Source organism: Pseudenhygromyxa sp. WMMC2535 (genome assembly GCF_011083025.2).
Window position 1 is genome coordinate 461,456 of the sequence record NZ_JABJWV010000001.1, and the last position, 23,141, is coordinate 484,596.

Sequence of the window (23,141 nt, forward strand, 5' to 3'; positions counted from 1 at the left end):
ACCTCAGTGATCTTCCCCGAAGTGGGGGCTCGCCTCGGGCATCACGGCCTTGACCTCCGCGAGGGCGATCATCGGCAGGTAGCGAAGGAAGAGGCAAAAGAGGGTGAAGAAGAGGCCAAAGGAGCCAATCAGCATCCCAAGGTCCCAGATGGTCGGGCTGTAGTAGTCCCAGCTCGAGGGCAGGAAGTCGCGATGCAGCGAGGTCACCGTGATGACGAAGCGCTCGAACCACATGCCGATGTTGACGAAGATCGACAGCACGAACAGCGCCTTGGGGCTGCGGCGAATCTTCTTGAACCACACCAGCTGCGGCGAGATGACGTTGCAGCTGATCATGATCCAGTAGGCCCAGGCGTAGGGCCCGAAGGCGCGGTTGACGAAGGCGAAGCTCTCGTAGGGGTTGCCCGAGTACCAGGCGATGAAGAACTCCATGCCGTACGCGTAGCCGACCAGGCTACCCGTGAGCAGGATGATCTTCGCCATGTTCTCGAGGTGCTTGATGGTGATGATGTGCTCGAGCCCGTACCACTTGCGGATCGGGATGAGCAGGGTCAGCACCATGGCGAAACCCGAGAAGATGGCGCCTGCGACGAAGTAAGGCGGGAAGATCGTCGTGTGCCAGCCGGGCAGCTGCGAGACCGCGAAGTCGAAGCTAACGATGGTGTGCACCGAGAGCACGAGCGGCGTGGCCAGGCCGGCGAGCAGCAGGTAGGCCTTCTCGTAGTGCTGCCAGTGGCGGGTGGACCCGCGCCAGCCCAGCGAGAAGATGCCGTAGGCGATGCGACGGATCTTGGTGGTCGCCCGGTCGCGCATGGTGGCGAGGTCGGGGACCAGGCCCACGTACCAGAACAGCAGCGAGACCGTGAAGTAGGTCGAGACCGCGAACACGTCCCACAGCAGCGGGCTGCGGAAGTTCGGCCACATCTCCATCTGGTTGGGGAGCGGCGCCGTCCAGTAGAGCAGCCAGGGGCGACCGGTGTGGAAGGTCGGGAACTGCAGGGCGCAGATGACCGCGAAGATCGTCATGGCCTCCGCGGAGCGGTTGACGGCGGTGCGCCACTGCTGCCGGAAGAGGAACAAGATCGCGGAGATCAGCGTACCGGCGTGACCGATGCCGACCCAGAAGACGAAGTTGACGATGGCCCAACCCCAGTCGACGGGGTTGTTGAGGCCCCAGACGCCGACGCCTTCCCAGAGCAGCCAGCCCAGGGCGATGCCGTAGACACCGAGGAGGCCCAAAGAGGGCAGGAAAGCCACCCACCAGGCCAGGCCCGGGGACTCGACCGGGGCGCAGACCTGCTCGGTGAGGTCGTGAAAGCTCGGCCCGCCTTCAACCAGGAGCTTGCGCCCCCGGACGGGGTCGAGCGAATCGCGTTCTTTAATGGAAGAGGCCATGGTTCACGCGAGCTTCGGGTTGGGGTTGCGGACACGAGCCAGGTAGCTGACCCGCGGGTGAGTGTTGAGGTCGGAGAGCACCGAGTAGTCGCGCTTGGCGGCCTCGCGCTCCGCGTAGTTCTCCTGGCGGCCCGAGTACTTGAGCTTGGAGACTGCGCTGTTGGGGTCGGTGAGGTCACCGAAGGTGATCGCCTGGGTCGGACAGACCTGCTCGCAGGCGACGATGATCTCTCCGTCGCGGACCTTGTCGCGGCCTTCGACGTGGGCCTCGATCTTGGCGGCGTTGATGCGCTGCACGCAGAACGAGCACTTCTCGATGACACCGCGGAAGCGAACCGTGACGTCGGGGTTCTTCGACATCTGTTCGGTCAGCGGGAGGTCCTTGTTGTAGTTGTAGAAGTTGAAGCGCCGGACCTTGTAGGGGCAGTTGTTGGCGCAGTAGCGCGTGCCGACACAGCGGTTGTAGGCCATGTCGTTGATGCCCTCGGGGCTGTGCGCCGTGGCCTGGACCGGGCAGACGTTCTCGCAGGGCGCGGTCTCGCAGTGCTGGCAGAGCATCGGCATGACCACGGCCTCGGGGTTGTCCTCGGGGCCCGTGTAGTAGCGGTCGATGCGGATCCAGTGCATCTCGCGCCCGTTGCTGACTTCCTTCTTGCCGACGACCGCGATGTTGTTCTCGGCCTGGCAGGCAACGACGCAGGCGTTGCAGGAGGTGCAGCTGTTGAGGTCGATGCTCATGCCCCACTGGTGGGGGCCGGTGAGCACCGGCACGGCGAGGTCACGGTCGACCTCCGGGTCGTAGCGCGACCACGGCGAGACCAGGCGATCGGGGGTCATCAGGTCGCCCGCGCGGGCGAACTCCGGATCCTTGGCGTAGCCCTCGACGGTGGTCTCGCGGTAGATCGGCCGGCTCTCGTAGTTGATGCCGATCGGCGTGCCCTCGGTCCCGTCGGGGTCGAGGGAGCCATAGTCCTGGGTCGAGACCAGCTCGTAGCTGCCCGAGCCGCGCGAGACCTCGGCGCCGGCGAACCACTTGGACTCGTCGGTGCGCAGGCCGTTGACGGCGAAGCCCGTGCCCTCGGCGACGCTGCCGAGGTTCTGGCGGCCGTAGCCGAGGGTCAGCGAGACCGTCATGTCGTGCTGACCCGGGGCGATCCAGGCCGGAACCTGGATGCTCGCGTCGCCGACCTTGATCGACAGGTTGTCGCCGTTCTCGACGCCGAGCTCGGCCGCGAGGGCCGCGGAGATGTAGGCGGCGTTGTCCCAGGCGACCTTGCTGATCGGGTGGGGCAGCTCCTGCATCCAGGCGTTGTTGCTGAACTCGCCAGCGTAGGCCTTGGGGTCGAGGTGGAAGTTGACCTCGTACTTGGTGTCCTCGACGCTGCGCCGAGCCATCAAGTCGCCAAACGCGGTCCACTTGTTCGCCCAGACGTTGAGCCGGCTGCGGGGGATACCCGAGACCAGGCCCTCGTGCAGCCAGGTCTCCCAGACCTGGTCGGCGAGCTCCATCTTGCCGCGGGTGGCGGTGGCGATCTCGTTGTCCCAGAAGCTGCGGACCAGCTCGTGGCCGGTGCGCTCGCGGGCCGAGAAGGTCCACTCGCCGTCCTTCTCCGTGGGCACGAGCATCGCCAGGATCTCGATGGCGCTGCGCGAGTCGTGGAGCGGAGCGATCAGCGGCTGCTGAATGCTGACGGTCCCGTCCATGGCCTCGAGATCACCCCAGGCCTCGAGGTAGTGGGACAGGGGCAGGTGCCAGTGGGCGACCTGACCGGTCTCGTCGCGGTGCGTGCCGGCGTGGATCAGCAGCTTGGCCTTGGCCAGCTTCTTGTCGATCTCCAGGCTGCCGGGCGCGTCGTAGACCGGGTTGGTCCCGAGGCAGAGCACCGTGGTGATGCTGCCGTCCTCGAGGCCCGCGGCCAGCTCGCTCAGGTCGCCGTAGGGGACCGTGTCGAGGCGATGGCTGAAGCGCAGGGTGCCGGGCGGGTTGGGCGTGGCGGCCTGAAGGACGCTGTTGATCAGGAAGCCCAGGCCGTGGGCCAGCGGGGGCTGGCGCTCGCCGACCATGACGGCGACCTTGTCGCGGGGGCCGCGGCGGCCGTTGCTCGGGGTCTTGATCCCGTTCTCCGCCAGGTCCTCGGCGAGGGCGGCGATGAAGCGCTGGGTCCGCTCGTCGAAGCCACCGCGAGTGCGGATGACCGAGGCGAAGGACTCGGAGCCGGGCGGGAGCTGGACACCGGGCTTGTTGGTCAGCTCGATGAGCAGCGCGGCCAGGAAGTCGACCATGTCGCCCGCGCGCAGGCGCAGGCGCTCGTCGGCCTGGGCGCCGGTGCTCGTCAGGTGCGGCTCGACCACGTAGAGCCGGTTCATGCGCTCGGCCGAGGCCGGGTCGTCGCACTTGCGGCGGCTAGCGAACTCCCGAGCCAGGCGGACGTGGTCCTGACCGGTGCCCAGGAAGTCGGAGTCCACGGCCAGGATGGTCGAGGCCTCCTGGAGGCTGTGGTAGTAGGTCGACCCCTCGCCAGCGACCATCTCCGCCGCGCGAAGGGCGTTGACCGGGTAGCTGGGGTCGCTGAGCACGACCTTGGCCTCGGGGTAGGCCTGGACGAAGCGCTGCTGCATCGCCCGGAAGCTGGGCGAGAGGCTGCCGGGCACGACCACGGCCAGGCCCGCGCCGCCACCGGCGTGCAGACCCTCGAAGACCTCGAGCAGCGAGGTCCGGGCGTCGTCCCAGGTGGTCCCGATCTGCTCGTCCCAGTCGATGCTGATCTCGGCGACGGCGCGACCGCCCTCGTCCGTGGACAGCTTCCAGCGCTCGGCCTGGGCCTCGATGGCCTGCTCGCAGCGGGCCTCGGCCTCCTTGGCGGCGTCGATCGACTTGCTGGTCTCGAGCGCGCGGTCGTGGATGGTGGAGCACAGCGTGTGGATCGTCTGGCTCTTGGCCTCTTCGATCTGACCCGCCGGGCCCTTGGTGTAGGCGCTGATGATCCGCGACTGGACCTCGGTCGAGCGCTCCGGATCATAGAGGTTGAGCAGCGTGGCCTGGGCCCACACGTCGGTGGCGCCCTGCGAGCCGGAGTGCTGCGGGTTGCCCTCGATCTTGGTCGGGCGCCCGTCGTGGCTCTCGACCAGCAGGCCCTGCACGGTGCCGCCGATCTGCACGGCGGTCGCGTAGTAGACCGGCTCGCCGGGGATGCGATCCTCGGGCCGCTTGGCGAAGGGCATGATGTTCTCGACCGGCTTGCGCACGCAGCCCGTCGAGGTCAGCCCAGCCAGCGCCGTGGAGGCGCCCAGCATGCCCATGAAGCGACGCCGCGAGGCGCCGCCTTCGACCACGAGCTCGTCGGCTCCCGGGGGGAACTCCGCGCCGCCAGCGTGATCGCTGCCCAGCACCTTGAGCTTGGTCTTGCGGCGCTGAATGCTGCGCCAGTAAGTCTTGAGGCTATCGTTCGGCTTGTTCATCGTTGAACGCCCCACGTCAGCGGTGACAGCCCGAGCAGTGAACCGGCGGGGCCGGCATGCGCTTGCGCTCGGGATCGTTCTTGTAGTCGTAGGACTTGGCCTCCTCCGACTCGGCCCAGTTCATGTTGGTGACCTGGGAGGGCGGGCGGAGGTTGGGTCCGGGGTTGCGGTGGCAGTCGAGGCACCAGCCCATGGACATGGGCTTGGCCATCTCGACCACGTCCATGCCATCGATGCGGCCGTGGCAGCTCACGCAGCCGACGCCCGCCGCGAGGTGCGGCCGGTGGTCGAAGTAGGCGTAGTCGGGGAGCTGGTGCACGCGGACCCAGGGGACCGAGTCGCCGGTCTCGTAGCTGGTCCGGATCAGCGCCAGCCGGGGGCTGTCGGTCTTGACCTGCGAGTGGCAGTTCATGCACGTGGCCGAGGGCGGGATCGCTGCGTGAGCAGCACGCTCCACGGTGTTGTGGCAGTAGCGGCAGTCCATCCCCATGTCGCCTGCGTGCAGCGCGTGGCTAAAGGGCACGGGCTGCTTGGGCCGATAGCCGACGTCCGTGAAGGACGGCGACCACCAGTACCAGATGGCAAAAATGAGGAAGGCCCCCACGAGAGGAGCGCCCACGCCAACGGCGAGGGGGATTTTGTTTGTCCAGCGAGGAAAGATGGCCGGCACGACAGTTCACCTTTCACTGGTGGGCGCGAGGCTTCGATGCCCCCCACCATGGCTGCGGGCGCCTACTCGAAGCAGGCACCGCAGTCCACCCCAGTTCATCCGAGGAGTCGGCAATTGAGTCGCCAAAACGCTGAAATTCGCGCCCAAACGAGACTCTCCGGGCGCGGAACCTATCAGTCGATGGTTCTGGAGGCAACTACCTCCCCAACGTCCGATTAGGGTCTCTATTGAATTCGAATATCGATTGCGATAATCGATGCTTCGAGGAGCCGAGCGAGCCCGTGCGCCGTACACGTTCACGATCCGGCCGCCTTCCAGCGGGGCGAGAAAGTCTTGATGAAATCGGCCAGAGCCGAGAGGTCGTCCTCTCGCATGCCCGTCCACGGGGGCATGCCTCGCTCTGGCACCCCGGAGCGGATGCGCTCGACGAGGGCTTCGTGGCTGGGCAGGGTCCCCTCGGGAACGAAGGAGAACGCCGCAGTGCGAAAATCGCGTGGGGGGAACTTCAGGTTGCGCGCGGCCGGTCCATCGCCCGCACCGGTCTCGCCGTGGCAAGACACACAATACTTGAAGTAGAGATCGCGCCCTTCGTTGAGCGTCTGTGCGGAGACCTCGCGCTCGCCGAAGGTCATCGGCTCGCTGAAGGTCGGCGCGCTCGACTGCACGCACGCCCCGCACATCAGCGCGAAGACCGAGCAAGCTGCCGGGCGCGCCTGCATCACTCGCCCTCCTCCACGCGCATGACCCTCAAGGTGCGGTGGTAGAGCTCGGCGAGGCCGTCCTCGTCGATCGCGTAGTAGCCGCGAATGTTGCCAAAGCGGTCGACCAGGGCCAGCTTCGTGGAGTGGGCGATATCGAACACGCCGGGCTCGACCTCTTCGCGCTCGCCGACCGCGAGCTTGAAGCCGCCGACCACGAAGTCTTCGATGGCCTGCTCGTCAGCCGTGAGGAAGCGCCAGTTCTCGAGGTCCGCCCCGATGTCTGCGGCGTAGGCCGCGAGCACCTCGGGCGTGTCGTACTCGGGGTCGACGGTGACCGTGAGCAGCTCGACGTGGTCGTTCAGGCGCGAGCGGTCGATCTGCTCCTGGAAGGAGAGCATCGCGCGGCTGACCGCGGGGCAGGTGCTGGGGCAGCGCGTGAACACGAAGCCGACCACCCAGGTCTTGTCGGCGGCGATCATGTCCTCGCGGGTGAAGTTCTCGCCGCGCTGATCTTGGAGCGTGAAGGCCGGGACCTCGCCCATGGCCTCGGGCAGCGGCGGGCGGCGGATCAGCAAGAAGCGCATCGTGGTGATCATCACCACGAAGAACACGATGCCGACGGTCCAGATGTGCCGGCGCAGGAACTTGATCCACGGCGCGGGCTCGTTCCACGGCGCGTCGGCAGCAGCAGCGCCGACGGTGCCGGCACCGCCGGCGTCCGCGAGCGTGCCAGGGGGCTCCATCAGAACCTCGCCTCCCACAGGAGATCAGCGACCAGCGCCAGGGTCAGCGCCGGGAGATAGACCAGCGAGAGCACGAAGAGCTGCCGCGCCCAGCGGATGTCGCTCTTGGCCTCGCGGCTGCTCAGGCCCTTGATCGACCAGGCCAGGAACACCAGGCCCAGGGCCAAGGCCAGGCCCATGTAGAGGTTGCCGGTGATGCCCAGGGGCGTGAGCGCCAGGCTCACGGGGATCAGCGCCAGCGCCCAGGCGATGGCCTGGAACTTGGCGACGAGCTCGCCGCGGACGACCGGCACGCAGCGGATGCCCGCGGCCGCATAGTCCTGCTTGCGAAAGATCGAGATCGCCAGGAAGTGGGGCATCTGCCACACGAGCAGGATGCCGAAGAGCACCGCGCCCGGGAGGTCGAAGCTGTCGGTGGCCGCGGTCCAGCCCAGCAGCGGCGGGATGGCTCCGGGCACGGCCCCGATCACCAGGGCCAGCGGCGTGATCCGCTTGAGCGGGGTGTAGACCAGCACGTAGCTGGCCAGCGCGAAGGCGGCGAGCCCAGCGGTCAGCAAGTTGGTGCCGAGGATCAGCACGACCATGGCCGCCACCCCGAGCAAGCCCGCGAAGGCGTTGGCCCCGAGCGCCGGCATGCGGCCAGCGGCCAGCGGCCGATTGCGCGTGCGGGCCATCGAGCGGTCGCCCTCGCGCTCCCACACCATGTTGAAGGCGTTGGCCGAGGCGACCGCGAGGCCGGATCCGATCAGCGCCGCGACCCACCGCCACACCTTGGTGGACAGGTCGCCCTCGATCGTGGGCGCGAGCCACAAGCCGCCGGCGGTCATCACCAGGCACATGCGCACGATCCCCGGCTTGGTGAGCTCGAGGAGGTCACGAGCGCGCTGGCGGAACTCGGTCACAGCTGCACCGCCTGTTGCCCTGTTCGGCAAAAAGAGTCAACTGCTCGGTAGGCCTCGGCGCATGCACACTCGCGCTTGTTGATGCATCGCATCCCGCGCTCCTCGCAGCGACCATAGACCCAGCGCCCGCTCTCCCCGGCCTTGTCCGGGTTGCGCGCGCGCTCGCGCATGTCTTCGGTGGCCTGGTGAATCTCCGACTCGGGATCGAGATAGAGCTCACAGGTGTCGCTGCGGTCCTGCGCAGCGAGGCAGTGGAACATCAGGATGTCGACGCCCTTGAAGCACACCGCCGCGTTGGTGTCTTCTTGGTCGCAGGCGTCGTGCCACTCGATGGCCGCGTCGATGCAACCCTCGGCGTCGAGGCCCTTGCCGGCCTCGTCCATCGCTTCGATGCCTTGAACCACCCAGCGCTCCGACCTTGCGTAGCGGTAGTATGCGAGCACGCCGGTTGCCACGATCACGACCGATACGATCATGAGAATGACCTTCAAGCTGGGACCATCTTGGGGCAGCTCGGGAGCGCCATGCTCGGCGGAGGTGGGGTCTTCTCGACCCTCCGTGACCTGGGGCACGCGCGGACCCTACTCGGCAGAGTCGAGGCCGTCAACGAAGCGGTTACCAGCAAGTTTTGCGAGCGACGGCATGTTTGATCACACCTGTGCTACCCGTTGGGGTTTTGTTGAATCATGTTGAATCATCGAGCCATGATTCCTGCTCGAAGCGCCGGCCATTGGTGGACAATCGCGCCGAATCTGGCTGGGCGGGTTCGACCAGCGAGCGTCACCGACCGCCCCTGGTCGACGACCGTCGCGGGCCCCGCGGGGCCCCTGAAGCTCGCAGGCGCCATCGCGCTGCCGGATCCATCCCTCGAGGGAGACGCGGCCGAGGTCCTCTATCTCTTTGTCCACGGCATGGGCGGGAGCGCGGACAGCCCCTACATGCGCGAAGCCGCCGCCGCCGTGCAGGCGCGCGGTCACGCGAGCTTGCGGATCTCCATGCGCGGCGCCGGCGAGAGCGGCCCCGACTTCTATCACGCGGGCCTGTCCGCGGATCTCACGACCCTGCTCGCGGATCCATCGCTCGAGCGCTTCCGGCGGGTGTTCGTGATCGGCTTCTCGCTCGGCGGCCACGTCGCGCTGCACCTCGGCTGGGCGGCCGACCGCGACCCACGCATCGCGGGCATCGTGACGGTCTGCGCGCCGCTGGATCTCACACGTAACGCGACCGCCCTCGACCGCCCGCGCGCCTGGCTGTATCGGCGCCACGTGCTCAGTGGACTCGAGGAGGTCTACCGCAAGGTCCACGGCGCATCGCGCCGCTTCGACTCGATCCACCACTGGGATCGCGAGGTCATCGTGCCGCGCTGGGGCTTCGCCGACGTCCGCGACTACTGGGAGTCGCAGACCGCGGGCCCGCGCCTGGTCGACATCGAGGTCCCGGTGCTCTTCGTCGCCGCCGAGGCCGACCCGATGATCCCCGCCGACATCTTGCGCCCCTACCTGCGGCAGGGCCGAGCCCAGCGCGGCGAGCTCCTCGACGTGGCCTGGTCGCGGCGCGGCGGCCACGTCGGCTTCCCCCCGCGGATCGAGCTGGGCATGGCGGGCCCCCCAGGGCTGATGAACCAAGTGCTGAGCTGGTGCGAGGAGCAGCTGGTACATTTCGGGTCCTAGGGCCCGGATATGCTGCATTTCGACCTTCGCCTCGCCCCTCTCCTGCTCCCCACCGCCACGCTCTGCCTCGTCCAGCTCACCGCCTGCGGTGACTCGGGCGGACGCGAAGACGCGGGCCTCGATGATGAAGTCGGCACCCTCGACTCGACGAGCTCGTCCACCGACGAGTCGGGCGAGTCCAGCGAGAGCGCCGAGACGACCGCCGGCGAGAGCACGGACACGACGACCGGCGGCGCCAGCTGCACGAGCTCGAGCGAGTGCGCCGAGGGTGAGTACTGCGTCGACGGGACCTGCATCGAGGGCGAGGGCGAGTGCTCGACCCACGACGACTGCGACGGCGACACCTACTGCTGCGACGCCCCGGACTGCCTCCCGGCCGACGAAGAGCCCGGCGTGTGCATCCCCTTCGGCGCCGGCCCCTTCGGGACGTCCAACCCCGAGTGCGAGCAGGAGATCGTGATCGGCCTGTTCGAGCCCGACGTGCAGTGCGAGTGGCTCGAGCCCCCGGAGGGCGACCCCTACCCCGGCCACGTCAACGTGCTGACCACCCCCCTGGTCGCCGACCTCCCCTACGACTCCGGGACCTCCGGCGAGATCGTCATCGTCACCTACAACTACACGGACGGTGGCGCCTCCGCGGGCTGGGGGCAGAGCGCCAGCTACTACGGGGTCATCCGCGTGCTCAACGGCGACGACTGCTCGCTGATCGCCAACATCCACGACCCCGAAAACCTCGCCGTCGCCGCCTCGCCCCCGGCGATCGCCGACCTCGACGGCGACGGCGACCCCGAGATCGTCACCCAGCGCGCCATCACCGGCCTGGTCGCCTACACCTGGGACGAGGCCCAGCAGACCTACGTGACCATGTGGACCAGCGAGGGCCAGTCCAACTTGTCGAGCGTCAACCGCTGGGACGGGCCGGCGATCCACGACCTCGACAGCGACGGCATGCCCGAGGTCATCTCCGGCAGCGAGGTCTACGACGGGGCCACGGGCGCCCGCCTCAACCCCGGGCAGGTCGTCGGCGGCGCCGCGAACATGGTGCTCTCGGTGATCGGCGACCTCGACCACGACTTCGTCCCCGAGCTCCTGGCCACCGACATCTACGAGTGGGACATGGGCACCAGCACCTGGATCTACAAGGCCGACGGCGGCCCCGGCGGGCGCCACTACGCCTTCGCCGACTTCGGCCAGCCCGGGCTCAACCCAGGTGAGTGGGACGCCGAGAACTTCGACAACATCGCCGAGATCGTGACCGTCGGCGAAAACGTGGTCTATCTGCACACCCTCGACGGCGAGCTCCTGCTCCAGGCCGAGGGCATCCTCGGCGGCGGGCCGCCGACGATCGGCGACTTCGACAACGACGGCCGACCCGAGATCGCCTCGGCCGGCGGCAACTACTACCGGGTCTTCGACCTCGACTGCGACGGCGGCGACCCGAGCTGCGCCGGGACCTGGGTGCGGTGGATCCAGGCCAGCCAGGACCTGAGCTCGCGGACCACCGGCTCGTCGATCTTCGACTTCGAGGGCGACGGCAAGGCCGAGGCGATCTACGGCGACGAGTGCTTCGTGCGGGTCTACGAGGGCGAGAGCGGCGAGGTGCTCTACTCGGCCGCGCGGACCTCCTGCACCTGGTACGAAAACCCGATCGTCGCCGACCCCGACAAGGACGACAACACCGAGATCCTCGTCGGCAGCAACACCAACTGCAACGTCGCCTGCCCCACCCTCGACCCGATCCACAAGGGCATCCGCTGCGAGGACGACGAGGGCTGCGTGTCCGGCGTTTGCGACGAGGGCTTTTGCCGCTGCGCCGACGCCAGCGAGTGCGCCGAGGGCCACGCCTGCACCGCGCCGCTGGCCGGCACCCCCGGAGACGGCAGCAACGTCTGCCGCGCCGAGCACCCCGCGGGCATCGCCGTGACCGGCGTGCGCGTACTCCGGGATCGCCTCGACCGCTGGGCGTCTTCGCGCACGCTGTGGAACCAGCACGCCTACTCGATCACCAACATCGAGGACGACCTCAGCGTGCCCGACTCCGCCACCTGGGGCCTGAACCAAAACTTCTCCGATCCCGAGCTCAACAACTACCGGCAAAATCGCCAGGGCGACGCCCCGCCCGAGGCCATGCCCGACATCACCGGTGAGCTCGACGACGCGACCTGCTCGATCATGGAGGGCCAGACCATCCTCGAGGGCACCGTCTGCAACCGCGGCCTCAAGGCCGTGGGCTCGGCCCTCCCCGCGGCCTTCTACCTCGGCGATCCCGCCGACGGGGTGGTCTTGTGCGTGGCCTACACCGAGGAGCCCGTGCCGGTCGACGAGTGCCGCGAGGTCTCGTGCAACATCGACAACGAGATCGAGGGGCTGATCACCATGGTCACCAACGACGACGGCATGGGCGGCAAGACCACGATCGAGTGCTTCGAGAACAACAACTCGGACGTCGTCGAGGTCGACGCCTGCATCCCCATTGGCTGAGAGTCCGTGACCCGCGGCGCCGCTCGTCTGCGACGCAGCCAGGGCCTCTCGCGCCCGTCGCGCAACATCGAGGCTGCCCGACGCTCCCCGCGGAGGGCGGCGACTCCCCTCCCCTGCCCGCGATCAGTAGCGCTTGCAGCCAGCCCCGCCGCGCCCGACACTGAAGAACGGTTCTGCCATGAATAAGCGCTTGCTTCCCCTGATCTTGCTGCTCCCCGCCTGCTCCAGCGAAGAGGACGACTCGGGCTTCTCCAACACCTCCGACGTCGCCGACACGGCGAACGTCGAAGACACCCTCGGCGAAGACGAGAGCACCGAAGAGTCGACCTCCACCGACGACACCGCCGAGTCGACCTCCACCGACACGACCGAGGAGACCACGACCGAGTCGACCGAGGAGACCGAGACCGAGACCGGCGAGGAGGACCCCTGCCCGCTGATCTGCGACGGCCTGGTCGACTCGACCCCCAACACCTGCGACGCGCCCTACATCATCGGGCGGACGAAGGCCAAGCAGGGCTTCTTCTTTGGCGGCAGCACCAACGCCGCCACCGATGACGACAACGAGGCCTGCGGCTCGAACGACGACCCCTCGAACTGGGACACGAGCCACGACCACTTCTTCCGGATCTGGATGTACACCGGTGACACGATCACCGTGACCCAAAACCCCAGCGGCTGGGAGCACCGGGTCAAGGTCCACGACGAGGCCGAGTGCGTGGGCAAGGCCAAGATCTGCTCCGACGACGGCGTCGAGACCATCGAGTACACCGCGCTCAAGGACGACTGGTTCACCATCGTCGCCGACGGCCGCAGCATCGCCCAGAGCGACTTTGGCGACTACACGCTGAATGTGGATCTGGTCGAGGGCGAGGGCGTGCTCGACGAGTGCTTCTGTCTGTGATGAAGCGGCCCTAATGGCCAGGGTTAGCCCGTGAGCATCGACGAGGACTTCGACCCCGCGCAGGCCCTGGCCCAGGTCTACAACCGCGCCAGCGAGGCCGAGCGCCCGCTGCTCTTTCCGGCCCTCGAGAGCGAGCACGACCGCGGGGTCTATGTCCGCTGGCTCGAGGCCCACGACCCGGTCCGCGCCGAGCTCCTCGAGCTCGCCGCGCGCCTCGAGGACAGCGACGATCCAGCGGCGACGGAGCGCCTCGCCGCGCTGCTCGAGGGCGTGGATCCCCAGTGGTGGTGGCTGTTCCAACGGACCGAGATCCGCAACTGCGGCGCCGGCCGAGCCCGACCCAAGCCGCTGCGCTTTCGCCTGCTCTGCCCCGAGAGCTGGACGACGCTCGCGGCCACCGGGGATCCGCGGATCCGCGACTGCGAGCGCTGCGGCGAGCAGGTCCATCGCTGCGCCACCCTCGAGCAGGCCAACGAGCACGCGCAGCGGGGCGAGTGCATCGCCGTCGAGCCGAGCCTCGCTCGCGAGGGGGCGGGGCGCGACGCGAAATTGGTGATCCTCGGGCGCCCGGACTATGTCGCGATGTGGGCAGAGCAGCTGTTTGGGTTCGAGGGGGACGCGTAGGACCACGACACCCGAGAGACGCGCGCGCGGCCACGATCCCCTCTCCTGAGCTCGTTGTCAGCTCGAGCGCCCCCTGCTTTTCACCCATGACTCAGCATGGTTGAAGCAAGGGGGAGGAGCATCATGGACTGAGAGTCTGTGAGGGGGATGGGGTCTCGCAACCGAGACCCCGAACGCCATCGCGCGCCACCGTGACGAGATCCAGACCTATCTGGTCGGCGATCGCAGGTTCATGCGCGGCGCCGAAATCCAGGGAGCCATCGGCCCGAGTTGGGGCCCGAAGCCGGGGGACGGCGAGCCTGCCTTCGTCGTCGACGCTCCACCAGCGCCTAGTGTGCGCGGCAGAGGACTTGAAGGGCCCCAGGCTTGGAGCACCGGCCGCTGACTTCGTTGCTCGTCAGTCATTTGTGCCCGACAGACTCCCTCCTCGCGCCTCGTCAGCAGCCGGCGGTCCGGCGAGGCTGAGTTCGCTGGTGCTCGCGCGGAGGGTTGAGACCCCACAGCGCTCGATCGTTTTTTGCTGTGCACACCAGCAAAGTTCGAATGGCTTCGCAATCTACTCGTGGGGGCCTGCAAGCCAGCTGGGTGCCGGGAGAGCTCGCTCTCGGGATGGGGCGAGGACATCCCAGTCGGCCGCGGGGGAGCTGGGCCCAAAAACAAAGTAAATGAGAACGTCGCAACAAAACTAAATGACATCTTTCATCGATGATTACCCGTCGTCAGACCGGCTTGACGACCATCCTCAGAAAATGTTTTGACAAGAGACCATACCTCGGAGCGGTGCGCCCTGGGCAGGCGTCCTGTATAAGGCCGCTATGTCGGTGTAATCACATGCCGACATAGCTAGTAGCAGAATCGAGTCATCACAATGAGTAATCAAGCTGTTGAAAGTCTGATCCAAAAGCTCACCACCTTGCGCGGTAAACTCGACCCTGAGGAGCGCGCTGCCTTCGCCGCGATGGTCAAGCTCGCCGCCGGCGCTGCCGAGCGGGTTGTCGTCGAGGGGTCGGAGCCGGCGAAGATCGTCGATCCTTCGATCTACAAGACCCAGTCCGAGCACTCGCAGCTGACCCCGGAGCAGCTCCAGAGCATGTGGAAGACCCAGTCCGAGCACTCGGTCTTCACCCCCTCCCAGCTCGATCAGCTCGTCGACGAGCAGGGCTGAGCGGAAGGCGACATGGAGTCCTCGGTGGAGTCTTCTCAGGCGCAGCTCGCTGCACGAATGCTCGAAGCCCTCGAGATCGACTCGGCCGAGGACTTCTTCGCGGCCAAGGAGCTACTCGAGCTCGCGGTCGCAGCCATGCCAATCGACGGCAGGCTACCCACGGACGCGCCTGCGCTGGCCGGGTTCCGGCTGGCGCAGGCCATGTTGTTCCAGCTCCGCGGCGCGCGGCCAGGGCTCGGCGACGACGGCGTGTTGTGGCGCGGTCGGCCGAGCTTCTTGACTCCGGAGCGCTTCGCCGCGCTCGAGCGTGAATTTGCGACCGGACAGGCGCGAGCGGTCCACGATCGATGGGGTCAGCACCTCGCCAAAGGCGGGCCCGTGGTCGAGGCCCTGCTCCACGATCCGGAGCTCGTCGAGCTCGTGTCGACTCACGTCGGACCCTTGAGCCCCCAACGTCAGGCGAGTTGCATCTACTACGATAGCGAGGGCGCGCACATCCGCCCACATATCGACACCGATCGCTTTTGTATCAACGCTAACTTGCTCGTCTCCCACGAGGGTGAGCGACGCTCGAGCCTGGTCGTGTATCCGCTCGCGGGCGAGCCCCGCCTCATCGCGCTCGAGCCCGGCGAGCTCGTGCTCTTTCATGCCGACTGTGTCGTCCATGCCCGGACCCCGCTCGGACCGGAGGAGCGGGTCTGGGCTCTGTCCCTTGGCTACCAGCCCGAAGGAGAGTTTCACCGATGAACCTCGAGTCGATCTTCAGTCAGCTCTCGCTCACCGGCGCGGAGTCGAATGCCCTCGTCAAGCTGCTGCAGGCAGCCGTCGCAGGCATCCGTCCAGGCCCCGAGATGAGCACCGAGGAGGCGAGGATGTGCGCAGCGCTGGCAGACGCGATCTCCCGTCGTCGTCCGCACTACGGAGCCCTCGGCGAGCGCGGCTGCCTGTGGGTTGGGCGGATGCCCTTCGTGACCGACGCAGTCCTCGATCGGCTCGTGGCCGACGCCGAAATCCGACGTAGCGAGGCCGTTCACGCCACGCGCCACCGCTTGCTCGAAGGCGGTGAGGCAGCAATGGCCCTCGCCGCCCAGCCCGAACTCGATGCTTTCGTTCGTGCGCTCGTCACCGAGGGCGAAGGCCAGAGCGTGACCCAGACCTCGACCTACTACCACTACTACGACGCGGTCGACGATCGCGTCGAGCCACACCTCGACACCGATGAATTCTCGCTGAGTTGCCTGATGCTCCTACGTCACAGCCACACGACCACGCCCCGCTCTCGCTTCTACGTCTGTCCCCCCGGCGAGGGCCCGACCCCAATCGCCCTGCGCGAGGGTGAGTGCGTTGTGTTCTATTCGGGGAGCGTCGTTCATGCTCGCTCGGCGCCCGGCCGTGGTGAGTCGGTGATCACGGCCTCGTGGGGATTCGAGCGGAGGGCGGGGGCATGAGCGTCTCGCTCGGGATCCATATTGGCCACCACAGCTCGTGCGCGGTCGTCCGCGATGGCGAGCTCGTCGCGGCGGTCCAAACCGAACGCCTGAGCCGGCGCAAGCACCACGTGATCCGGACGCTCAGCGACGAGCTCCCGGTCGCGGCGGCGCTAGACATCGCGGGTGTCCGCCTCGACGATGTCGAGCGCATCGTCAGCTGCTTTCAGGGTGCGTGTCCCGGGGGCTTCGGCCTCCATCGCCCCTTGATCGAGCCGGGCTTTTCACTCTTCGATCCTTGGGATCCTCGCCACCAGGTCATCTCCCATCACCTCGCCCACGCCTACGCGACCTACGAGGCCAGCAGCTTCGACGAAGCTGCTATTTTGATTTGTGATTACGCCGGGTCGGCGACCTTCGACGGGGCTGACTACGCCATGGGCTTTGGCGACTGGTACTCCTGGCTGACCAGCCTCGATGCGCCAGCCGTGCCCAAGGTCGAGTGCGTCAGCCTCTACGAGGCGCAGACTCCCGGGAGCTACACGCTGCTCGAGCGCCAGTTCAACATTGCCCACCCAGGCCAGGGATCCTTCGTATACTCGATCGCGGGGCTCTACGAGAACATCGCCCGCTACGTCATCGGTCGCGACAATGCCCACGGTCAGCTGATGGCGCTCGCGGCCCACGGCGTCGCCCTCGAAGGCAGCGAGGCCGATCCCGGGCCTCTGGTCACACGCGTAGACGACGAGACTCTCGTATTCCGCAACGACTGGCAGCACAACATGGTGCTCGGGCCGAGCAGGGAGCAAAAGTGCTGCTTGGCCTGGCGCTGCCAAGAAGCGACCGAGCTCGCGCTCGAAGCCCTCGCGCGTCGCTGCCTGCGCCTCGCAGGATCGCGCAATCTCGCCGTGGCTGGCGGTGTATTCCTCAACATCCTCGCCAACACCCGCCTCGCCAAGGCCGATTTCTGCGGGGGCTTTCACGTTCCGAGCGCACCGCATGACGCGGGCGTCAGCGTTGGTTGTGCGTTCCACGGCGCCCGCGAGCTCGGCGTTCGCGCTCAGACCGTCGTCCACGACCGCCTCGGCCGGCGCTACGATGAGGCCGACCGCGCCGAGGCCCTCGGCCACCGCGATGCCTTCGTCACGACCCGCCCGGTCACGACCGACGAGCTCGCCGAGGCCCTGGTCGAAGGCAAGCTCATCGCACGCTACGACGGCCGGGCGGAGTTTGGCCCGCGCGCGCTCGGAGGCCGCAGCCTGCTCGCGTCGCCCTTGCTGGCCGCCAACAAAGATCGCCTCAATCGAATCAAGGGTCGCCAATCGTGGCGCCCGGTCGCGCCCATCGTTCCCCAGACTCGCGCCCAACACTTTCTCGACGGGCCCGACGACAGCTGGTGGATGACGATGTCCCAGACGATCCCCGCCGAGCATCGCTACGCGCTCGCGGCCCTGAGCCACCCCGATGGATCGACGCGGGCCCAGACGCTGACCAAGGCCCAGGATCCGGCCCTCCACGAGCTGCTCGAGCGCTTCGGCGAGCGCAGCGGCTACCCGATCCTCGTCAACACCTCGTTCAACCGCGCCGGCGAGCCGATCGTCGAGACCCCAGCCAACGCGCTCGAGATGTTCCTCGACAAACCGGACATCGACTGGCTCGTGCTCGACGGGCTCCTCGTCGAGCGCCGCGATCCCCTCGTTGTCCTCGCCGAGCGCGAGCTCAGCCTCGCGCCGGGAGTGTTCCTGACCCAGTTCTATGCCGACGGCCGGCGGATCGCTACGCTGACCAACGGCACAGACAGCTGGCCGATCTCGCAAGAGATGCACGACCACCTCATCTCGCTTGGCGAGCGACCTCGGCCTGTTCGCGTGCTCGTCGACCAGCTCGCGCCGCGACCCGAAGATGTCGAGCTCCTCGCCCCGCTGATCCTCGCCGACGTGTTGATCGTCGCCAACCCGGAGACCCAGTCATGATCGAGACCAAACGCCTGCGCTGTGAACCCGTCGAAGAACATCACGCCGAGTCGATGTTTTCGGTTCTGAGTGACCCGCGAATCTATACCTACTTGCCAGGCAAGCCCCCGGCCTCACTCGAGGACCTTCGCCGGCGCTACGCCTTCCTCAGCGGCGGGCGCAGTCCCGACGGCAGCGAATACTGGCTCAACTGGATCTTGTTCCTGCGCGAGACCGACACGGCGATCGGATTTTGGCAGGCGACGGTTCGGCCCGATGGCCGCAGCTCGATCGCCTTCGTCCTCGACCCGACCCACTGGGGCCAGGGCCTAGCCCACGAGGCCAGCGTCGCGCTGATCGGCCACCTGTTCGCGCGCTTCGAGATCGACGCGCTCGGAGCCGAGGTCCACTTCGACAACCACCGCTCCGCGGCGCTCGTCGGGCGCCTCGGCTTTCGCGTAGTCGGCCAGGATCTCGACGAGCAGGACAACCTCTACGAACTGCGCCGCACAGACTGGAGCGTGGACGCGTGAACGGGCTCCACGCCGAGCGATCTGAAGCCCTCGATCCCGCGACCTGCCGGGCGATCTGTGCCGCGTTGAAGCGTTCACCGCTGGTCGGAGACAACGCGCTCTCACCAGCGTTCACGGGCAGCTCGGGCGTCCAGGCCGTGTTCACCCGCGAGGGGCTCAACCGACTTCACGACGAGCTTGGGATGCTCGCGCCGGCCTTCGCCTGCGCCACATCCCCCGAAAGCAACGCATTTTTCATCAACGCCCTGATCATCCACGACGCCGCCCGCGTCGAGGCCCACCTCGACTGCAGCCTCGATACCCACCTCGGTGTGCATACCGTCCCGCGTCGGGTCTGCGTCGTCTACGTCCAAGTGCCCGAAGATCTCGAGGGCGGAGCGCTAGAGATCCTCGAGCCCGACGGGCACCTGCACCGTGTGCATCCGCAGATCGGTCTCCTCGTTCAGTTCCGCGGTGACCTCGTCCACGGCATCACGGCCGCGCGAACTTCTTCGACCCGGATCAGCGTAGTCATCGAGGAGTACGTGCTCGAGCCTCCGCTCCTCGGCCTGGTTCCTCGCTTTGCGATCGGCCCGACCCCGCGCCGAGGTGAAGGCGCAGGAGCCAAGCTCGCGGCCTTATTGGGCTCGTTGAGCGCGAGTGAGCGCGAGGCCCTGCGTGGCCTAGGACCCGACGAGCTGAGCCGGCTCTGCGCGGGGCTCGAAGAGTAGCTCGCCAAGCTCGGGCTCGAGACGGACGTTGTAGTCGAACAGAATGTGGTGCAAGCGCAAGCGCGCGAGCGAGCCGGGCGCGAGGCCGAGGGTCGAGACTGCCCCCTCGATCAACGCGGGCTCGTCCTCGAAGCGCGCGTAGAGCTGGCGCATGACCCGATAGGGGGTCTTGCGATCGCCGGGAGCCTCGATGCCGAGGTAGGTGTAGAGTGGCTCGAGCTCGGGCTCGGCGAGCTGAAAGAGCACACGCAGGAGCTCGTCGAGGATCCCGTTGGCGACGCTCGCCTCGGGCATCGACGCCTGGAGCAGGGCCGCGAGGGCGACCTCCGAGGGGTCCTGCCACAACTCGAGCACCCGCGCATCGATCACCTCTTGCTCGGGGTGACGCCTGCGCCCAGCGTGGGCTTGGACATGGAGGCTGCACAGCTGGCCGAGCAGCGCGCGGGTGGCCAGGTGCCCTGCAAGCTGTGCAGGCGAGCTCGTCGCCAACAAGAAGCTGCGCAGATCGAGGAACGCGCGGTAGCGATACGACAAGAAGGTGCTCCCGACGTAGCGCAGGAAGTCTTCGACGCGAGCCCTGCTGCCGAGCGCGTCGAGCAACGCAGGTGAGTAGTGGAAGGTCGGGCGAAGCAGATCCGGAGACTCGGTCGGACCCTCGGGGCCGATGCTGAACGAGGTCTCGGATGTGCCGCAGCCAAGCGCTCCGTCGAGTTCGTAGACCCGCGTGGCAAGGATCGCGCCGCCGTAGGGATGGCGGGTTTGAAAGCCCTCGCGGTCGACGACGGCCAGGGTGTTGCGCAGCGCCGCGGCGTCCATGTATGCGTTGCCGAGGAACATCTCGAATTTGACGAGTGGTGGCCCGTAGTAGATCTCCCGGTCTTCGCTGAGCTCGAGCACGTCGTTTAGGTACGCGACCACGTCGGCGCTACGATAGGGCATGCGCGTGCGCGCGAGGTTGGTGTCGTCGAAGGACGTGAACTCGTTCCAGCCCGGGATGTAGCCCGTCGACATCATGAAGCGCAGCTGCTCGCGGGTCATCCCCGGCCGCGGCATGTTGTAGGCTTTCCACAATACCCGCCTCGAGCCGCGGTCGCGGTTGAAGGCCTGCATTCGCTCGGCGAGAGCGAGGGGGTGGCTCATGCCCGCCATGTTGAGCTCCGAACAGATGAACCACACGCAGCGGACGTCGCGTGCGGCGAGAAATTCGACCTCGGCCATGACCACGTCGAGGTCACGCTTGCGAACCTTGCGCCCCTTGACCGTGGGCTCCGTACAGAAATAGCACTTGCACGGGCACCCACGCATGATCTCGACGGGGACGTCGACCTCGCCGAGCCCTCCGAGGCTCAGACGGACGCCATGACGAGCGTAGAACTGACACAATTCCGAGAAGATCCGATCGTCGTATTCGACGTGGGACGCGGGCTCAAAAAACTCGCGCGGACCGAATTGCACGACCCCTTGACTATCACGCCAGATCAAGTTAGCGACGGATGAGGCATCATCGACATCGCGCGAAACGAGCGCCTCGAAGTGTTCAAAAAACGCGTCGGGCCCCCCGCACACGCCATAGTCGGGGCCAAGGAACTCGTAGGCCCGGGCGGCGTGAACGCTAAACCCAAACCCGCCGACAACCACCGGCGCGTCGCTGCGCTCGCGAACCTGCTCGATGAGCCAGCGGGTGTCGTCGACAGGGAAATAGCGGGTCTTTGGCCGAGACAGGCCCGAGACTTGCTTGTACTGGTGGAGGTACTGGCTGTCCTGCTGACGGATGTGAAAGCCGACCATCCGCGGGCTGTGCTCGGCGATGTGCTCGGCGATCAACGCCGGCCACTCGTCGCGTGGGCGGCCGAGGAGGTCGAGGCGCGTGACCGCGAGCCCGCGAGCCCGCGCGAGCGCCGAGACCTGGACGAAGGCATAGGGAAAAATTGGCTGCCCCGGATAATTGGAGGCATTGAGGAGGAGAAGATCAATTGGACCACTCACGGACATTCACCTTGGATACAGACCTCGAGGTCGGCTTGTGGGACCCGAGCTGTTCTGCCACGATTTGTCGGGCTGATAATATATGACAAAAAGCTCTACAGCTAGCCTTGGTGACAAGCTGCGCGAGGTCGCGTCCAACCCCGACGAGCGGCGGGCATATCTCCAAATGTTGCATACTGTACTATCTGGCGCAGCCATGGAGCTGCGCGATGGCCAGCTACCGCGCGACCCGAGCGCGGCTGCGATCGTCAACATGGCGATCACCGAGCTCTCGTCGGTTAGTGAGCTGCGCGCTCGGGTCAGCCCGCGGGGCTTCGTGTGGCGAGGTCGTCCCCCACACATGACCAACACGCGGCTGGCCGAGCTACAGGTCGAGGCCCGGGGTGGGCGTGGCTCGAGCTACGTGACGACGCGACCGCTCATCGCCCACTGGGACCCCCAGCCCGGCGGAGCGGCTCAGGAGCTCGCTCATGATCCGGGCCAGATCGCCTGGCTCGAGGGCCTCGTCGGCGCGACCGACCCCACGGTCGAGCCTGCACCCGTCTATCACTACTATGATCGTAGCGGAGCTGGGATCGCGCCACACATCGATGAGCCTCGCTTCTCGCTGATCACCCACTACCTCGTCGCCCACGAAGCCTCGGGCCCGAAGCGCTCGGCATTCTTCGTCTACCCCGTGGGCCGCGAGCCTCAGCGAGTGGAGCTGGCTCCCGGCGAGGCGGTGATCGTGTACTCGGGCGCGGTAGTCCACGCCCGCACAGCTGTCGCTCCGGGTGAGTCGGTCACGACCCTGTCGATCGGCTATCGCCTGGACTCTGGGACCGAAGGCGTCGATGTCGACGCGAGCCGCTGACGAGGTCCTCGCCCTGGTCACAGACTTGCTCGCGCTCGGGCGTCCGCCGACCCGCGCCGAGCTCGAGCACTTTTGTCTCGCAACCGACATCCATGAGCGCGAGCAGGTCTCGCTGCGCTCGCACCTCGAGCTCCGCGTGCGTCGGGGCCTCGATCACCGCGCGCGTCGCTTTCAGGCCTTCGGTGTCGGCCTGTTTCGGACCGGGACCTTTGCGCTGTGCCAGCTGCTGCGCGACTACCACGTCGAGCACGAATTCATGCTCCGCGAGTCGGTCGAGCTGCTCAGCCGATGGCGCGCGGGTGAGGCGAGCGCCGAGGAGCTGCGCGCCTTCGTTCGCGCGCGCGACGAGGCCGGAATGCTCGAACTCGACGCCTCGGGCTGCAACGCCTGGCTGATCCCGCAGCTTAGCGAGGCCTTCCCCGACTCCTGCTTCGTATTCACGCTGCGCGAGGTCTATGGCTGGGTTGACTCGATGATCAACTTTCTCGCCCGACGCACGCAGGGGATGCCGTCGAGGGTGCATGAGTTCTTGCTCGTGCAGTGTGGGCTCGAGTCCTTCGTCGGTCGGCTCGCGGGTCGTGACGATCTCGAGCGCGAGCTCGACGTGATCGCAGCCGCGCTCGCGGGTGCCTGGGCTCGTCACAACGCGGCGATCTTGCGCGAGCTCCCGCCCGCGCGCTCGCTCGTCGTCCATACCGACGAGCTCGGTCGTGCCGGCCCGGCGCTGACTCGCTTGCTCGGGATTCCGGTCGCCGGGGGTCTAGAGCCGAGCCAGCGCAACGCTCGACCGCGGACGAGCCTGTCGCTGCGCACGCTCGAGCGCTCACGGCTCGAGCAGATCTTCGCCGGGCCTTGCCAGGCCCTGATGGCCGACCAATTCCCGGGCCGCGGACTCGACGACTTTGGCGCTCGCCCCTGATCAACCACGGGAGGGTATTCTCTATCGGCTCATCGCACCCGTCGAGT

20 protein-coding genes are annotated in these 23,141 nt (G+C 67.2%); 12 read left to right on the top strand and 8 right to left on the bottom strand.

Annotated features, from left to right (window positions below):
* Positions 1–3: 3 nt before the first annotated feature.
* The 7 genes from nrfD to G6O69_RS01720 form a co-directional block, all read right to left on the bottom strand.
* Positions 4–1,395 (bottom strand): NrfD/PsrC family molybdoenzyme membrane anchor subunit, encoded by a 1,392-nt coding sequence (gene nrfD, locus G6O69_RS01690; protein WP_172301772.1) that lies wholly within the window; start codon positions 1,393–1,395, stop codon positions 4–6.
* Positions 1,396–1,398: 3 nt separating this feature from the next.
* Positions 1,399–4,854 (bottom strand): Fe-S cluster-containing hydrogenase, encoded by a 3,456-nt coding sequence (locus G6O69_RS01695; protein ID WP_217909752.1) that lies wholly within the window; start codon positions 4,852–4,854, stop codon positions 1,399–1,401.
* A 16-nt stretch (positions 4,855–4,870) separates the two neighbouring features.
* The gene (locus G6O69_RS41825) at positions 4,871–5,458 is read right to left on the bottom strand and encodes a cytochrome c3 family protein (RefSeq protein WP_346016993.1); all 588 of its coding nucleotides are present in this window, start codon (positions 5,456–5,458) and stop codon (positions 4,871–4,873) included.
* 362 nt (positions 5,459–5,820) lie between these two features.
* Positions 5,821–6,243, bottom strand: a complete 423-nt coding sequence (locus G6O69_RS01705; protein WP_172301774.1) for a cytochrome c — start codon at positions 6,241–6,243, stop codon at positions 5,821–5,823.
* Positions 6,243–6,968 carry an SCO family protein gene (locus G6O69_RS01710; RefSeq protein WP_172301775.1) on the bottom strand — a complete coding sequence of 242 codons (726 nt, stop codon included), beginning with the start codon at positions 6,966–6,968 and terminating at the stop codon, positions 6,243–6,245. The genes G6O69_RS01705 and G6O69_RS01710 overlap by 1 nt, the downstream gene beginning before the upstream one ends.
* Complete coding sequence (gene cyoE / locus G6O69_RS01715) at positions 6,968–7,870, bottom strand: heme o synthase (protein WP_172301776.1); 903 nt, start codon at positions 7,868–7,870, stop codon at positions 6,968–6,970. Before cyoE ends, G6O69_RS01710 begins: the two co-directional genes overlap by 1 nt.
* Positions 7,867–8,442, bottom strand: coding sequence for a hypothetical protein (locus G6O69_RS01720; RefSeq protein ID WP_172301777.1), 576 nt, complete (start codon positions 8,440–8,442; stop codon positions 7,867–7,869). The genes cyoE and G6O69_RS01720 overlap by 4 nt, the downstream gene beginning before the upstream one ends.
* A gap of 132 nt (positions 8,443–8,574) precedes the next feature.
* On the opposite strand from G6O69_RS01720, the gene G6O69_RS01725 reads away from it, so the two are divergent.
* The 10 genes from G6O69_RS01725 (at position 8,575) to G6O69_RS01770 (ending at position 19,336) form a co-directional block, all read left to right on the top strand.
* A complete protein-coding gene (locus G6O69_RS01725) occupies positions 8,575–9,540 on the top strand; it encodes an alpha/beta fold hydrolase (RefSeq protein ID WP_172301778.1) in 966 nt (321 codons plus the stop codon).
* 9 nt (positions 9,541–9,549) lie between these two features.
* Positions 9,550–12,021 carry a VCBS repeat-containing protein gene (locus G6O69_RS01730; RefSeq protein ID WP_172301779.1) on the top strand — a complete coding sequence of 824 codons (2,472 nt, stop codon included), beginning with the start codon at positions 9,550–9,552 and terminating at the stop codon, positions 12,019–12,021.
* A 178-nt stretch (positions 12,022–12,199) separates the two neighbouring features.
* Positions 12,200–12,925 (top strand): hypothetical protein, encoded by a 726-nt coding sequence (locus tag G6O69_RS01735; RefSeq protein ID WP_172301780.1) that lies wholly within the window; start codon positions 12,200–12,202, stop codon positions 12,923–12,925.
* Between the two features lie 30 nt (positions 12,926–12,955).
* Positions 12,956–13,549 carry a hypothetical protein gene (locus G6O69_RS01740; protein ID WP_172301781.1) on the top strand — a complete coding sequence of 198 codons (594 nt, stop codon included), beginning with the start codon at positions 12,956–12,958 and terminating at the stop codon, positions 13,547–13,549.
* 868 nt (positions 13,550–14,417) lie between these two features.
* The gene (locus G6O69_RS01745; protein ID WP_172301782.1) at positions 14,418–14,714 is read left to right on the top strand and encodes a hypothetical protein; all 297 of its coding nucleotides are present in this window, start codon (positions 14,418–14,420) and stop codon (positions 14,712–14,714) included.
* A 12-nt stretch (positions 14,715–14,726) separates the two neighbouring features.
* Complete coding sequence (locus tag G6O69_RS01750) at positions 14,727–15,461, top strand: hypothetical protein (RefSeq protein WP_172301783.1); 735 nt, start codon at positions 14,727–14,729, stop codon at positions 15,459–15,461.
* Entirely contained in the window at positions 15,458–16,162 is a 705-nt protein-coding gene (locus G6O69_RS01755) for a hypothetical protein (protein ID WP_172301784.1), read from the top strand. The genes G6O69_RS01750 and G6O69_RS01755 overlap by 4 nt, the downstream gene beginning before the upstream one ends.
* Complete coding sequence (locus G6O69_RS01760; protein ID WP_172301785.1) at positions 16,159–18,114, top strand: carbamoyltransferase C-terminal domain-containing protein; 1,956 nt, start codon at positions 16,159–16,161, stop codon at positions 18,112–18,114. Before G6O69_RS01755 ends, G6O69_RS01760 begins: the two co-directional genes overlap by 4 nt.
* Complete coding sequence (locus G6O69_RS01765) at positions 18,111–18,626, top strand: GNAT family N-acetyltransferase (RefSeq protein WP_172301786.1); 516 nt, start codon at positions 18,111–18,113, stop codon at positions 18,624–18,626. The genes G6O69_RS01760 and G6O69_RS01765 overlap by 4 nt, the downstream gene beginning before the upstream one ends.
* Complete coding sequence (locus tag G6O69_RS01770) at positions 18,623–19,336, top strand: 2OG-Fe(II) oxygenase (RefSeq protein WP_172301787.1); 714 nt, start codon at positions 18,623–18,625, stop codon at positions 19,334–19,336. Before G6O69_RS01765 ends, G6O69_RS01770 begins: the two co-directional genes overlap by 4 nt.
* Here the strand turns inward: G6O69_RS01770 and G6O69_RS01775 are convergent.
* Positions 19,289–21,322 (bottom strand): hypothetical protein, encoded by a 2,034-nt coding sequence (locus G6O69_RS01775; protein ID WP_172301788.1) that lies wholly within the window; start codon positions 21,320–21,322, stop codon positions 19,289–19,291. The genes G6O69_RS01770 and G6O69_RS01775 overlap by 48 nt on opposite strands.
* A gap of 196 nt (positions 21,323–21,518) precedes the next feature.
* Here G6O69_RS01775 and G6O69_RS01780 point away from each other — a divergent pair, with 196 nt between their 5' ends.
* Together G6O69_RS01780 and G6O69_RS01785 are read left to right on the top strand one after the other, a co-directional pair.
* Positions 21,519–22,175: a hypothetical protein gene (locus tag G6O69_RS01780; RefSeq protein WP_172301789.1), complete on the top strand. Its 657-nt coding sequence runs from the start codon at positions 21,519–21,521 to the stop codon at positions 22,173–22,175.
* Positions 22,156–23,094 carry a sulfotransferase gene (locus G6O69_RS01785; RefSeq protein ID WP_172301790.1) on the top strand — a complete coding sequence of 313 codons (939 nt, stop codon included), beginning with the start codon at positions 22,156–22,158 and terminating at the stop codon, positions 23,092–23,094. Before G6O69_RS01780 ends, G6O69_RS01785 begins: the two co-directional genes overlap by 20 nt.
* Positions 23,095–23,141 lie beyond the last annotated feature (47 nt).

Coding starts and splice junctions, on each gene's coding strand:
- G6O69_RS01760 (WP_172301785.1), top strand. CDS start 16,159: ATGAGCGTCTCGCTCGGGATCCATATTGGCCACCACAGCTCGTGCGCG.
- nrfD (WP_172301772.1), bottom strand. CDS start 1,395: ATGGCCTCTTCCATTAAAGAACGCGATTCGCTCGACCCCGTCCGGGGG.
- G6O69_RS01780 (WP_172301789.1), top strand. CDS start 21,519: ATGGAGCTGCGCGATGGCCAGCTACCGCGCGACCCGAGCGCGGCTGCG.
- G6O69_RS01725 (WP_172301778.1), top strand. CDS start 8,575: ATGATTCCTGCTCGAAGCGCCGGCCATTGGTGGACAATCGCGCCGAAT.
- G6O69_RS01755 (WP_172301784.1), top strand. CDS start 15,458: ATGAACCTCGAGTCGATCTTCAGTCAGCTCTCGCTCACCGGCGCGGAG.
- G6O69_RS01705 (WP_172301774.1), bottom strand. CDS start 6,243: ATGCAGGCGCGCCCGGCAGCTTGCTCGGTCTTCGCGCTGATGTGCGGG.
- G6O69_RS01765 (WP_172301786.1), top strand. CDS start 18,111: ATGATCGAGACCAAACGCCTGCGCTGTGAACCCGTCGAAGAACATCAC.
- G6O69_RS01735 (WP_172301780.1), top strand. CDS start 12,200: ATGAATAAGCGCTTGCTTCCCCTGATCTTGCTGCTCCCCGCCTGCTCC.
- G6O69_RS01695 (WP_217909752.1), bottom strand. CDS start 4,854: ATGAACAAGCCGAACGATAGCCTCAAGACTTACTGGCGCAGCATTCAG.
- G6O69_RS01745 (WP_172301782.1), top strand. CDS start 14,418: ATGAGTAATCAAGCTGTTGAAAGTCTGATCCAAAAGCTCACCACCTTG.
- G6O69_RS01785 (WP_172301790.1), top strand. CDS start 22,156: ATGTCGACGCGAGCCGCTGACGAGGTCCTCGCCCTGGTCACAGACTTG.
- G6O69_RS01750 (WP_172301783.1), top strand. CDS start 14,727: ATGGAGTCCTCGGTGGAGTCTTCTCAGGCGCAGCTCGCTGCACGAATG.
- G6O69_RS01710 (WP_172301775.1), bottom strand. CDS start 6,968: ATGGAGCCCCCTGGCACGCTCGCGGACGCCGGCGGTGCCGGCACCGTC.
- G6O69_RS01730 (WP_172301779.1), top strand. CDS start 9,550: ATGCTGCATTTCGACCTTCGCCTCGCCCCTCTCCTGCTCCCCACCGCC.